Here is a 13415-nt window from a genome sequence, read left to right on the forward strand (position 1 = left end):
CCATGAGGGCGTTGGCCTGGTGGCCGGGGTCCTGGTGGCTCTCGGCCATGGAGGCCAGCCTGTCCACCACCCTGGGCGAGCGCACGGCCTCCGTCTCCCGCACCGCGCGCAGGTAGAGCGACATCTCGGGCTCCTGCGCGGTGTCGGCCCATTCAATCACCTGGAGCGCCGCCTGGGCGTCCTTGCCGATGAGCTCCGCGAGCCGCTGCTCCAGGAAGAGCAGCGCGGCCTGATCATTCTGGGCGATGGCCTGGCGGATGGCGGCGCGCACGCCCTCGAGCCCGTGCAGGGACTCGAGCTTCAGGTAGCCCGCGTAGCACGTGAGCCGGGCGAGGCGCGGCTCGGGGAGGGGCTGCTCGTTGGCGGCGGCGGCCGAGGTGGTGCCGAGCGTGGCGAGCAGCGCACCCAGGCGCCAGCACCGGGGGATGGACGAATGCATTCGGGAGGCCTTCAAGTGATTTCCCCTGGGAGAAGGCGGGGGCGGGAGTCGTCCCCTGGGGAGCTCCCCCCCGCCCTCCGCGAGCTACTGCAGCGTCACCTGTCCGATCGCGTTGGAGCCGGTCGCGGGCGAGCCGCACGACACATAGCCGGTGTACCAGGCGCTCAGGCGGGTGCCGCTGCGGCGGTTGTCGGCGTGGACGTGGGGCGCGGTGGAGCTGCCGGTGCTGCCCAGCCAGCCCAGGTAGGCCCCGCGGGCGGCCGTCTTGGTCTTCATGTCGGCGTTGGGGTTGATGTGCAGCTGGCGGAAGTCGTACCCGTTGCTGCCGGTCACCTGGTAGTAGTTGCCCGCGCCGCCGCCGCAGTCCGTCGGCGTGCTGTCGCAGTCGGAGGCGCAGCCGGAGATCATGAGCTGGTAGGTGTAGGTGCCGTTGAGCATGGACAGCACGTTGGTGGCGTTGCACGCCCCGCACGAGGTCTTGTTCCCGGTCGTGTCCACGCAGATGTCCAGCGCGGTGTGCGAGCTGGAGTTGCAGAAGTAGTACGTCGTCGACTTGATGTACGTGCCACTCTGCAGCGACGGGCCATAGGCCGTCACCGTGGCCGCCGCCGCCTGCGCGCCCACCAGGGCCAGCCCCACGCCTGCCAGCGACTTCACCGCCGTCTTGATGCTCCGCATGTTTTGCTCCCTCGCAACCGCGTGTAAGGAATCCCTGGCATATGCCTCCGGGCTCCCAGGTCGTATGGAACCGCTACCGGGGGGCCGAGTGCCTGGAACGCAGGAATCCGGGCGTAACATAGGGCGGTGCCGTCAGTGTCCCGTCATTGCCACACCTTCGGGGAAATGACGATGCACTGACGGAGGAATGACGGTGCGCCGGCAGGGCAACTTCCTCAGTTGCCGCCGCCGAACCTCCGGCGCCACAGCTCGCCGAGCGCCTCCAGCGGGTTGCTCGTGCGCTGATTCTGGTCCTCGGCGTCATCGGCCTCCAGCCCGCGCTGGTAGAGCTCGTCCAGCTTCGGATCGCGGATCTCCTCGGGCACCCGGGCCGGCCGGAAGCCCTCCGTGGGCCGCACGACGATGAAGGCGTTCTGGTAGTTCAGCGCGTACCTGGAGGAGTCCTCCCGCCCGTCGGCGAACCAGCGCTGGGCGTAGAAGTCTCCGTCGAAGTTCTGCACCCGCACGTCCTCGCCGTACGTCTGCCGCGCCGCCTCCAGCGTGTCGCGGATGGCCATCTTCGGCGTGAACATGATGCCCAGCTGCTCGCCCTGGCCGTTGAACACCATGAAGGCGCGCGAGTCGAGGATGCCCGTGGGGTTCAGGTCCTCCCCGTCCGCCACGTTGCGCTGGCCCGTGTCCGGCTCGGTGCCCATGATGCCCACCAGCTGGTCCACGCTGCTCGCCGAGTGGTGCGCGAAGAGGTTGATGGCCACCACGTCCGGCCGGGCCTCCAGCTCCTTCAGCTGCTGGCGGATGCTCGCCCGGTCATTGTTCCCCTCATCCGGGAAGTCGAGCATCACCTGGCGGAACTCCACCTTGCCCTGCTCGTTGGTGACGCGCTGCGTGTAGTAGCCGGAGTGGATGTTGTCCGAGCCCAGCCCGTCCTCGCGGATGACGCCTCCCTCACGGATGACGCCGGACGTCAATGCATCATCCGTCCGGTCCGCGGGCGGAATGTTCTCGGTGATGCCCAGCTTGCGCGGATCGAAATACGAGTAGCCCACCGGCTGCGTCAGCGCCGGGTTCGTCTTCCCATCCGCGCCCGTCTGGGCGGAGATGAAGCCCGTGCCCAGCACGGCCACCGGCTCCAGGCCCATGGCGGCCAGCTTGGGCATCAAGTCCCTGGCGCGCTCGCCGGAGGAGGGGATGATGAAGGCGTCCGGCGGCAGCGAGTAGGCCTGCGCGGGCGAGCCAATCACCGAGGTCCTGTTCACGTTCTCCACGTGCAGGGTGCCGTTCTCGTTCCGGGCGATGTACTCCACGCCGTTGCGGTCGACGTAGCGGCTCTTGGCCTGCGCATCCAACAGCTCCATCTGCCGCGTCTCGCCGTTGATGACGACGGTGCGCGTCTGGAAGGGGGCGTTGGGGTCCCGGAAGCGCTCGGCGAGGCTGCCCTCGCGCCGCGAGAACTTGAAGGCGTCATAGTCCAGGTCCACCAGGCGCGGTGCCAGGTCGCCGGTGGGCCGCGAGGGGGCCTGGCCCACCGTGAAGCGGGTGGACGGGGTGCTCAGGGTGCTCGGGTCCAGGTTGCCCAGGGCGCTCCGCGGGAGGATGGGCGTGCCATCGGCCGCCGTCTCCAGCCGGTCCACCACCGCCTCGTAGGAGCCCCCGCCCTTGTCGCGCACCAGGCGGAACAGGTTGTCCTGCTCGTTGTGGATGAGGCGCAGGTCCGTCGAGCGGCCGTTGCTCAGCAGGTGCTCGTGGCGGCTCGTCCGCTCGTACTGGCCCTCGGACACCTCGCGGTAGAAGTCCAGCTGGGTGCCCGCGGCGTTGACGACCTCGGCGCTGTCCGAGCCGTAGGTGACGGCGCTGCCGCTGCCCACCTGCAGGTTGTTGCGCGGCCCGGGAATCCGCTCGTAGTGCTCGCCGAACTTGTAGACCGTGCTGCCATCGGGCCGGTCCGTGCGCACCAGGCCCAGCTGGTTGTCGCCGGGGGTGAACTGGTAGGTGACGCGCTCCAGCTCGTTCTGCTCGTTGCGCTGCAGGTGGCTGGCCTCCCAGAAGGAGACCTGCTCGGTGCGGCCATCCCGCTGGAGCTGGGCGGTGCGCAGGTTGTACTCGGTGCCCCCCTCGCGGGTGACGTCCCGGCCGCGGCCCTCGGGCAGCGCGTTGAAGACGGCCGGAGGTACGTCGACGAAGCCCTCGCCCAGCCGGGGATCCTTCACGCTCACGCCGACGAGCCGGCCCTCGCGCCCGTTGCTCATCCACCGCTGCATGGAGGCCACGCCGTTGTCGCCCACGGTGAGCTGCACCGTTTCCGGCCGGAAGCCCGGCAGGCTGCTCGTGGTGGCGCTGGAGTGCACCCAGCCCGCGGCCTGGTTGATGAGGCGGTCCGTCTCGGTGGCGTTCTGCGGACTGGTGGCGAACTGCACCTCGGTCTGCTCGCCGGCGCGCTTGATTTCGTAGACGCGCAGGTTGTGGGCCAGCCCGGTCTCGGGGTTCTGGAAGCTGCTGTCGTTGACGCGCACGCGCACGGCGCCGAAGGGCGTCTGCACGCCGTATTGCTGGGCGGAGGGCGCCTGGGCCAGCGTGGTGCCACGCGTGGGCGTGGTGCGCTGCGCCGAGCCCAGGGCCGCACTGGCCAACGGGTTTGTCTTTGTCTCGAATCCGTCACGGCCGACGGAGCGCGTCATCGCCGGGTTCTGGGTCTGGGCCGGCGGGGTCTGGCGGCTCTCGGTACGGCGGACAGGGGGAGGCGGCGGGGGGGGCGGCCGATTGTTGCGGATGGTCGTCACGTCAGGGTCCTCTTGCCGGAATTATCGGAACACCTAACAACGTGTTTCGCGATTTCACGAAATCGTGACCCTGCCTGCCCAGCGCCTCAGCGCGGCCTCCCTATGACCTCCATGGGGAAGGGCGGCCATCACCACTCACCTGTCCGAGGCCGGAGCACAGCGCTGCCTCCTGGGTGCCCAGGGGCTCCCCGGACGGAGCCAGGGCCTCGGGGGCTCCGCCACAGCCCACCAGCAGCAGTCCGGACAACCCCAGGTGCAGCGGGAGACGATTCAGCTCGGGTCGCAGGGTGGTATCCCTCGGAGCCGTCCGTCACTGGCACCAGTAGCCCGCGACGGTGCTGGCGCTCAGCACCTTCCAGCAGTACGTCCCCACCGTCGAGCAGCTTCCCCCCTCCTGGACGGAGGTGGCGCACTTGGGGTTGGGGCTGCGCGTGTAGCACGACGTCATGTAGAGGTCGTAGCAGCTCTCGTAGCTGTCGAGCACCCAGGTGCCACCGGGACAGGCCTCGGTGATGGCCTGGGAGGCGCTCCGGGGCGAGGCCCAGCAGGTGGTGCGGTTGCCGGCGCTGTCGATGACCATCGGCCAGGCCTTCACCAGCAGGGTGTGGGTGCCGCAGGTGATGCCCGTCTGGCTGAAGTACCACGTCCCGGAGGTGCCGGTGCGCTCCTCGGAGGCGTACAGCACGTTGTCCAGGTAGTACTCGAGCCGCACCGCGTTGGCGCCGGCGGACACCGCCCAGGAGCCACTGGCGGCCATCTCGCCCAGATAGGTGCTGGCGCCCGAGAAGGCGAGGGTGGAGACGCTCAGGCCGGAGCACATCGCCTGCTCCTGGGTGCCCAGGGCGTCCACCGGGAGCTCCTGCTCGCTCTCGGACACGCTCCCACAGGCCGTCAGCAGCAGCGCGGAGAGCAACACACACAGGGAGGGGATGAGGGGGGGGCGTGACATGGGGAGACACTCCTCGCGAGCAGGGATGGAGGCAAAGGGCGTGAAAAATTCCACGGTGGGTATAAAACAGGATTGGCGGAGCAAAGTCAAAAAGCCGCAATCGCCCCCATCCCAGTCCTCCCCCCTTCAGGTGGGCCGCTCAGTAGCAGAGGTAGTTGTCGTTCCAGGTGTGGGGGTCCGAGGGCTCGTACCACTGGGTGCAGATCTTCCCGGCGATGGGCTTGGCGGACGACCAGGACAACACGAGGGGGCTGTCCTGGGGGACGCAGAGGTAGTTGTCCATCCAGGTGTGCGAGGCCGGCTCGGCGCTCTCGGTGATCTGCGTACAGCGCAGGCCCGGGATGGGTCCGGCGCTGTTCCACTGGAAGCCGTAGTTCACGTCCGCGCACAGGTGGTTGTCATTCCAGGTGTGGGGGTCCGCGGACTCGTTGATGGGGGTGCAGAACTTGCCCGCGATGGGGCCGGAGGGTGACCAGTAGAGCGGGGGGCAGCTCTCGGTGAAGGTCTGGGAGGTGGACCTGGAGGTGCTGAAACAGGTGGTGCGGTTGCCCGCGCTGTCGATGACCATGGGGGTGGCGCGCACCGTGAAGCCATGGGCGCCGCAGGTCATGCCCCAGGCGCTGAAGTACCAGGTGCCGGAGGTGCCGGGCCGCTCGTCCATGCCGAAGAGGGTGCCATCGACGAAGTACTCCAGCCGCACCGCGTTGGCGGGAGAGACGACCGTCCAGCTTCCACTCCCGGCCACCTCGCGCTGGTAGGAGCTGATGCCCGCGATGGTCAGGGTGGTGACGTTCGAGCCGGAGCACACCTGGGCCTCCACGGTGCCCAGGTCCTCCCCGGCGTGTGCGAGCCTGTCCTCGGGGGCCTCGCTGCTACAGGCCGTCAGCAGCACCGCGGCGAGCAGCGAGCGGAGGTGCGAATGAATCAGGGGACTGCGCATGTCGGGGCTCCTTCATGAGGGGGGCGGCGGGTATGATGCATGGACCGGGCAGTTGACGGGAGCCCGGCGCTCACCTCCAAGCCCGCGTGGGCCACGGGCGGCGGCATGTGGGCACCGGACCTCGAGCACCTCGGCGCGAACGGTCAGCCCTCGTGGGACATCATGGACACGTCGGAGAATCCCCCCTCGAAGGACCACTCCTCCGCCTCGGCCACGGGTGAGTCAGCCTGCGCGAGGCAGAGAGCCCTCGGGCTGCTGTGGGCTCTGCACGCGCTGGAGGTACCAGCGGCGGAAGGCCAGGGTGGCGCGGTCGGTGGCGACGCTCTTCTCCTGGGAGGGCGGCGGCACCCTGTCCGGAGCGCTCTGCACCACGGCCTTGTCCTCGGAGGCGATGTAGATGTTGAACTGATCCATGAGCCAGCCCAGGGGGTTGTAGCGCATGAAGCTGCGCGCGCTCAGGAGGAAGAGGCGCGTGGAGCGCTCCTCGTGCGGCACGCACCACACGTGCAGGCGCCAGGTGTTGCCGGGGATGGGGATGTCCAGCTGCATGCCATTGGGCCTCAGCCATGAGAGCCGCCCCGGGGAGACCACACCATCAATGCTGATCTGGGTGTACCAGCCGGTGGGCGAGGGGTGCACTTCAACATCCATGGTGGAGTCTTCTTTCATCTGCTTGCGGAGGATGCGGCCGATGGTGTTGCGGTGCACGAAGGGCAGATGAGGCGAGTCCAGCATGTTCTCCATGACGCGGGACCAGTGGGCGCGGAAGACGGTCACGTAGTGCCAGTGGCTCATGCGACGGTCCTCGAGCGCCTCGGGCACCACGGGCTCCTCGGGGGCCTCGGAGCCTGGGCGGGTGTACAGCCACACCATGCCCGCGCGCTCGCGCACGGGGAACGAGGTGGCGTTGAAGTTCTTGAGCTTCTCCGGCGGCATGGGGTTGAGGGGCACGTGGGCGCAGGCGCCGTCCGCCGCGAAGCGCCAGCCGTGGAAGGGGCACTCCAGGCACCCGTCCCTGACCTTTCCCAGGGAGAGCGCCACGCCCCGGTGGGGGCACCGGTCCATGAGCGCCGCGGCCTTGCCCTCGGCGTTGCGGAAGAGCACCAGCCGCTGCCCGGCGACCTGCACCGGGAAGGGGCGCTTGCCCACCTCGCGCGAGAGCGCCACTGGAGTCCACGTGTCGGCGAGTCCCTCTCCTGCGAAACCGTCCTGCATCGGCTCCTCCTGGTCGACCGCTGCTCCTGTTTAATGGTTCTCATGGCCTCACGCACGCATTGCGGGGCAGCCGAACCACGCGGGTAGCCCCTCGATGCCCACCACGACGGCAGAAGGTCCTCAACTCCTTCGTCCTCTCCTCTCCCAACTCGTCGAAGAAGCCGTTGAGCGTCTCTTCGTTCTTCCCCTCCAGCCGCCCGGGCGACAGGCGCTCCTCCACCACCCGCTCGATGATGGTGCCCACCGTGCGCCAGTTGAGACGCGGTCATCTGTGCCTTGGGGCCCACGCGCCCGGAGGATCCGCCCTTCTGCGCGGCGCTCACCCGTCACATCGTGGAGGAGATGAAGCGGCTCGGCGTGCGGCGCCTGCTGTGCATCACCGGGGCGATGGTGGGGGACTCCCCGGGACGCAGTGTGTTCTTCCAAGGCATGGCGGACATGTTCCGCCGCAGCGCTCCAGAGCAGGCCGCGGACCGCGCCGAGCAGGAGCGGCTCGTGATGGAGAGCGGGCTGGACTGGACGGTGGTGAAGCCGCCGCGGCTGACGGAGGGCCGGGCGCGGGGGAAGGTCCGCGCCGGAGCGTCCGAGCCCGTGGGCATGCTCTCGAGCATCTCGCGCGCGGACCTGGCCCGGTTCCTCGCGGAGCAGCTCGAGCGGCGGGATTTCGTGCAAGCACGTGTCGTCGTGCGTTCGTGAGCGGAGGGGGGGCGGGTCCGCCTCGTCTGCCAGGCTCAACCACCCGGGCAATCTTGAGCTCTTATGTCGCTCCGGTCCGGAGAGCCGGTGCTGAGAACATGCGGGTTGCCACCGACAGGGTGTCGAACGACTTGTATGGACGGATCGTACGAAGCGAAATGTCGGAACGAGTCCTTTGTCACATTGAGTCATCTTCTTACGAGCACTGCGTTGACACTCACCACCACCCTCGCGGGGCGAATGCCCCGACGTGAACAGGCCAGTGGATAACTGCGTTATGCCTTGGGCTCCACGTGAAGCAGGCGGCTGGCCCATCGGCGGACACTGTGAATGCCATGCGCCCATGTCGTGCGTCTGCGAACAACGCCGCTGACGTGTGGCGAGTGCCACGCATGGTCAGGTCGTACCTGGCGGGTTTCTCGTCGGGAGATGTGGGTGCACGAAGAACGAGCGGTGCTGGGCCATTGAGGCTCGGAAGTTTGCATCCAAACCCAACAACCTTTAGCTCATGCGTCAGGAGCACTGCGCCATCGACGGCGGCCATACCGGCAACGGTCAGGATTGATCCAAAGTCCGTAGGAGAGGCATTGAAGAGGCGGAGAGCAAGTCCAGACATTCACAGGCAAAGAGGGCTCATCCCTCCGGACGGCGCTTGAAAGAGGGGCGCCGTGGAAGGACAGGGGAGGATCACAGGCCGGACAGCCAGGGGGGAAGAGGCGCGGGAGCAGTTGGCGGGCGCTCAGGCAAGTGTGGTACCCGTACTCCCGCCCCTGCTCATCCTTCGTCGTATGGCTCGGCTCGGCCGGCGCCTGCCGCTCCTGGCGTATCAACCCCTTGTCCAGCCCACGCCGCACCACCTGCTCCAACCCCTCCGGCTCCAAGCTCCCCAGCAGCCTGTCCAACGTCATCTTCTCCCCGGACCTGCCCGGCCCGTCTCCGGCTCTGTGCAGGCGCCCCCCGCGCGATCAGCCCGCAGCTGCTCGCCTCCGTGGGCGCCTGGAGGCGGGACTATACTTCAGCCGTAGGGCCGGGTGGGATAACCTCTCCCGTGGGACTTTGAATCAAGCCTGCCTCGGCCCCTGCGCACCAGTCCCCCTCAACAGCGCCCCGATTTCTCCTCTGCTCCACAGCGTCAGGTTATGGGACACTGCACCCCAGAGGACACACGGACACCATGGCAGACAAGCGGTGGGAGGAGCTGTACCTGGCGTATGCGCCTCTCATCTATTCGAAGTGCCGGAAGATCCTGGATGACGATGCCTCGGCGCAGGATGCAACGCAGGAGACCTTCATCCGCGCCTACGTGCACCTGGCCAAGGTGCGCGATGTGAAGGAGGCGCTGCCGTGGATCTACAGCATCGCCACCCGCTACTGCTTGCAGGCGCGGCGCAATGTCCGGAGGCAGGCGCGGCCGGTGGGGGAGCTGCCCGAGCCCCAGGGGGTACACGCCGAGGAGTCCTTCACCAACCGCGACTTCCTGCTGCGGCTGCTGGAGCGCGTGCCGGAGAAGGTGAAGGTGGTGGCGTGGCTGCACTACATGGAGGGGCTGGATCAGGGGGAGGTGGCGCGAGTGCTCGGCCTCTCCCGGCGCACCGTCGTCTACCGCCTCGCGGAGTTGTCTGAAATGGCCGCCCAGCTACGGGCAAGAGGAGACACATGAGTCCTCCCCCCTCGCCGCACCTCTCCACCCTGACCCTGGATGCGCTGCACCTGGGCGGGCTGTCACCCGAGGAGGAGCGCCAGGCGCGCGCGCACCTGGCGGAGTGCGAGGACTGCACCCGGCGGCTGACCACCACGAGCTCCTCCGCGCTCCACTTCCAGCAGGCCCTGCAGCAGCAGACGCTGGAGCAGATGCGCGCGCGCCTGGAGCGGCCCCGCTCGCACAGGACTCGACCGGCGCTGCGCTGGGTGCTGCTGGCCCTGGGGGCCACCGCGCTGGCGGTGGGCGCGGTGCTGGCCCGCATGGGTGGAGGGGACTAGACTCGGGCCACCTGTGAGCCGCTGCCCATGAAAGACGCGGAAGAGGATTCGACGCGGACCGTGTCGCCCCCTGCCGCGGTGGGGAATGCGCCGGTGGGGGCCTCGCATCCGGCACCCGGCCAGCAGCTCGCCGGGCGCTACACCGTGTTGGAGCTGCTCGGGGAGGGCGGCATGGGCTTGGTGCTTGCCGCCTATGACTCGCGGCTGGACAGGCGCGTGGCCCTCAAGCTGCCCCGCTCCCACCTGGCCAGCGGCGAGCAGGAGCAGCGCCGCCTGCTGCGAGAGGCCCAGGCCATGGCGCGTCTGAGCCACCCCCACGTGGTGCAGGTGTATGACGCGGGCCTGTTGGAGGACGGGCGCCTCTTCCTCTCCATGCAGTTCGTGGAGGGGCAGAACCTCTACCAGTGGCTCCACCAGCGGCCGCGTACCTGGCGCCAGGTGCTGGAGGCCTTCCTGGCCGCCGGCCGAGGGCTGGCGGCCGCCCACGCCACGGGCCTGGTGCACCGCGACTTCAAACCGGAGAACGTGCTGGTGGGGCGGGACGGGGGCGTGCGGGTGACGGACTTTGGGGTGGTGTGTGCGGGCTCGGGCACGAGGCCCTCCGGGCCCGTCCCCCTCGTGCCCACGCCCCCGCATACCTGGAACGAGCAGCTCACCTCGGCGGGCGCGGTGGTGGGCACGCCCCGCTACCTGGCCCCGGAGGTGCTCGCCGGACGCCCGGCGGACGCGCGCAGCGACTTGTTCTCCTGGTGCGTGGCCCTCCATGAGGCGCTCTTCCACCAATCCCCCTTCCCGGGCGCCACGGTGGAGGAGCGGGCTCGCGCCATGCTGGCGGGGCCGGCGGCGCCGCCAGCGCGCTCGGAGGTGCCGGGCTGGGTGGTGCGCGCGCTGCAACAGGGCCTGGCGTTGGATCCGCGCGAGCGCCCGGCCTCCCTGCTGGAGCTGGTGGCGGCGCTGGAGAAGGACCCAGCGGTGCGCTGCGGCGCCCGCGCGCGTGCCGCGGCCATGGGGCTGGCCTTTGCCGCGGCCGGGGCGCTGGCCACCTGGGGCTGGGGGTACACACGGCAGCCGCGCTGCGCGCGCATGGAGCAGCAGCTGGCCGGGGTGTGGGACGAGGCGGTGCGGCTGCGGGTGCGCCAGGCGCTGCGAGGCACCGGGCTGCCCTATGCCCAGGACACCGCCTCGCGCGTGGAGGCGGCGCTGGAGGGCTACGCGAGCCATTGGGTGCGGCTGCGCACCGAGGTGTGCCAGGCGAACGAGGCTCCCGCCGGCTCGCCCCAGGGCCTGGCCGCACTGCAGGAGTCCTGTCTGGAGCGGCGCCGCAGCCAGGTCCGCGCCCTCACCGAGCTGCTCGCCCGCGGTGCAGACCCAGAGGTGCTGCCCAGGGCCGTGCAGGCGGTGGACGCGCTCCCGCCGGTGCAGGACTGCGCGGACGCGCGGCTGCTCACCGCGGCGGTGCCTCCGCCGGAGCGGCCTCAGGTGCGCGCACAGGTGGAGGCCCTGCTGCCACGGGCGGACAGGCTGGAGGCGCTGCATGCCGCCGGCAAGTACAAGGAGGGGCTGGAGGTGGGCGAGGCGCTCCTGCGCGAGGTGGAGCCGCTGCATTACGCTCCGCTTCACGCGCGGGTGCTCCACCTGCTGGCCCTCCACAAGCAGGGCGCTGGAGAGGCCTCCGCGGCCGAGGCCCTGGTGCGCCAGGCCATCCCCCTGGCCGCCCGGGGCCGGGATGATCTGCTGGCGGCGCGGGCCTGGAATCTGCTGCTGCTGCTGGTGGGGCACACCCAGGGACGTCCCCAGGAGGCCCTGGGGTGGGTGCTCTCCGTGGAGCACGCCGTGGCACGCGCCGGGGATGAGGGACTGCGCTCCACCTCGCTCAACAACCTGGGCCTGGTGCTCGAGGACGTGGGGCGGCTCGAGGAGGCCCGCGAGCACTACGCGCGCGCCCTGGCCCTCAAGCAGCGGCAGCTCGGGCCCGAGCACCCCACCACCCTCACGTCCCTCGCCAACCTGGGCACCGTGCTCGGCAGGCTGGGCCGCACCGGGGAGGCCCTGACGTACCTCCAGCAGGCGCAGGCGCTGCGCGAGAAGGTGCTGGGGCCCGAGCATCCCTCCAACGCCATCTCCCTCACCAACCTGGCCTACCTCCTGGACACCCTGGGGCAGCCGGAGCAGGCGCGCGCCCTCTTCGAGCGTGCGCTCGACCTGCGGCGCAAGGTCCTGGGGCCGGAGCACCCCCGCACCGCCCTCTCCCTGCTCGCGCTGGGCCGGCTGCTGCGGGAGCAGGGGCAGCTCGCCCAGGCGCGTGAGCACCATGAGCGCGCGCTGGCCTCGTTGGAGAAGGCCCCGGGGCCCGAGTCCCTGGATGCGGCCTACGCCCACTCGGCCCTGGGCTTCACCCTGCTGGCGCAGGGGGAGTGGGAGCAGGCCCGGCACCACCTCGAGCGTGCGCTCACGTTGCTGGAGCGCCACCAGGGGCTTCAGTCCCCCGTGCGGGGAGAGGTCCTGGAGGGGCTCGCGGAGTACCTGCTGGCCCGCGGTCAGCCCACCCAGGCCGTGGCCCGCCTGGAGCAGGCCCTGGCCCTGGCCTCCGCCGACAGACGCCCCGTCGTGCTGTTGCAGCTGGCCCGGGCCCTGTGGGCCGCCGGCCCGCGGCGTGCCCGTGCCCGCGCCCTGGCCACCGAGGCCCTCCAGCACTGGCAGCGGCTCGGCCACCGCACCCGCCAGGCCGAGGTGCAGGACTGGCTGGACTCCCATGTCCTGCCAGCTGCCCCCGGCCAGGCACGGGCCCGGCCGTAGGCCGTCGCGAGGGCCCACGGCCGCGGGCGTCCTTCCCTGTCCTACTTGGGCGCCAGCGTCACGTTGTAGGTGCAGGTGCCGCGGTTGTCATTGTAGGGGTTGTCGTAGTTGCAGGTGATGGCATCCTGTGTGGCGTTGCGGCCGCTCATGGGGGTGGTGCAGTCGGAGGTACCGCCGCTCAAGTCATTGCAGCCCTGCCAGTAGGTGCCACCGCCGTCGTAGCTCCACCGGTTCCACTGGCCGCCCGAGGCGGAGAAGCCGGTGATCTTGCATCCAGCCGGGGCGGTGTAGCTCAGCGGCCCGCTGAACATGTCATGGCTGACGGTGGTGTTCGGGCAATGGGCCGCCGCGCTGTCCGCGGAGAAGAGCACCTCGCTGAGCACGAAGTTGCCGTTGCCAGCGCAGCCGGGCCCGCCCGTCGGCAGTTGGGTCGCCGCGTCGTCATCGATGGCCTGGATGCGGACACCGGTGATCTGGTCGATGCCCACCGTTCCGGTGATGGTGAAGGTGACACCGCCGGTCGTGGAAGGACACGCGTTCACCACCAGGGAGTCGTCCGTGTTCTCGCTCAAGGTGAGGCCGGGGACGTTCGTCACGGAGCTGGTGGGCTCGACGGCGACCCAGGAATGCCCGTCCTCGGCGAGGTTGCAGTCGCTGGCACCGTTGGCGAAGGCCGTCTTGGGGGCACTGGTGACGTACAGCTTGAACTTTCCGAGGTAGTGGACCCCACTCGTGGCCAGGTGCCTGAGGACGAAGCGCACCGTGGTGGCACCGTTGGTGTAATCGGGAGTGGTGCCCGTGGTGAGCTGGGCGCACGCCTCCCGCGTCTGGGAGGTCGGGTCCGACAGGCCGTCATTCACCGCCCAGCCGGTGGCGTCCTGGACCCCGTCGAACGCCAGGTCGATGGTGTGGCCGCTCTGCTCGAACTCGGCCGCGGCACTCGCG

11 protein-coding genes and 1 pseudogene are annotated in these 13415 nt (G+C 69.8%); 4 read left to right on the forward strand and 8 right to left on the reverse strand.

The window, feature by feature from the left end:
* The 7 genes and pseudogenes from AC16DP_RS26350 to AC16DP_RS26380 form a co-directional block, all read right to left on the reverse strand.
* Window positions 1-439 (reverse strand): annotated as a pseudogene (locus AC16DP_RS26350) (hypothetical protein); the annotation flags it as partial.
* An 84-nt stretch (window positions 440-523) separates the two neighbouring features.
* On the reverse strand, window positions 524-1117 hold the full coding sequence (locus AC16DP_RS26355; protein WP_329727500.1) for a M23 family metallopeptidase: 594 nt from the start codon (window positions 1115-1117) through the stop codon (window positions 524-526).
* Window positions 1118-1332: 215 nt separating this feature from the next.
* Complete coding sequence (locus tag AC16DP_RS26360; protein ID WP_329727501.1) at window positions 1333-3894, reverse strand: hypothetical protein; 2562 nt, start codon at window positions 3892-3894, stop codon at window positions 1333-1335.
* 310 nt (window positions 3895-4204) lie between these two features.
* Complete coding sequence (locus AC16DP_RS26365; RefSeq protein ID WP_329727502.1) at window positions 4205-4843, reverse strand: hypothetical protein; 639 nt, start codon at window positions 4841-4843, stop codon at window positions 4205-4207.
* Between the two features lie 139 nt (window positions 4844-4982).
* Window positions 4983-5783 (reverse strand): hypothetical protein, encoded by an 801-nt coding sequence (locus AC16DP_RS26370; protein ID WP_329727503.1) that lies wholly within the window; start codon window positions 5781-5783, stop codon window positions 4983-4985.
* 222 nt (window positions 5784-6005) lie between these two features.
* A complete protein-coding gene (locus AC16DP_RS26375; protein ID WP_329727504.1) occupies window positions 6006-6998 on the reverse strand; it encodes an aromatic ring-hydroxylating dioxygenase subunit alpha in 993 nt (330 codons plus the stop codon).
* Window positions 6999-7038: 40 nt separating this feature from the next.
* Entirely contained in the window at window positions 7039-7242 is a 204-nt protein-coding gene (locus tag AC16DP_RS26380; protein ID WP_329727505.1) for a hypothetical protein, read from the reverse strand.
* A gap of 23 nt (window positions 7243-7265) precedes the next feature.
* On the opposite strand from AC16DP_RS26380, the gene AC16DP_RS26385 reads away from it, so the two are divergent.
* From AC16DP_RS26385 to AC16DP_RS26400, 4 genes are all read left to right on the forward strand, one after another.
* Window positions 7266-7694, forward strand: a complete 429-nt coding sequence (locus AC16DP_RS26385) for an NAD(P)-dependent oxidoreductase (protein ID WP_329727510.1) — start codon at window positions 7266-7268, stop codon at window positions 7692-7694.
* 1174 nt (window positions 7695-8868) lie between these two features.
* Entirely contained in the window at window positions 8869-9354 is a 486-nt protein-coding gene (locus AC16DP_RS26390) for an RNA polymerase sigma factor (protein ID WP_329727506.1), read from the forward strand.
* Complete coding sequence (locus tag AC16DP_RS26395; RefSeq protein WP_329727507.1) at window positions 9351-9674, forward strand: zf-HC2 domain-containing protein; 324 nt, start codon at window positions 9351-9353, stop codon at window positions 9672-9674. Before AC16DP_RS26390 ends, AC16DP_RS26395 begins: the two co-directional genes overlap by 4 nt.
* A 27-nt stretch (window positions 9675-9701) precedes the next feature.
* Complete coding sequence (locus AC16DP_RS26400) at window positions 9702-12470, forward strand: serine/threonine-protein kinase (RefSeq protein ID WP_329727508.1); 2769 nt, start codon at window positions 9702-9704, stop codon at window positions 12468-12470.
* A 41-nt stretch (window positions 12471-12511) separates the two neighbouring features.
* On the opposite strand, the gene AC16DP_RS26405 is transcribed toward AC16DP_RS26400, so the two are convergent.
* On the reverse strand, window positions 12512-13415 hold a 904-nt coding region (locus AC16DP_RS26405; RefSeq protein WP_483956879.1), incomplete at its 5' end, for a hypothetical protein.

The organism is Archangium sp., from assembly GCF_057119385.1.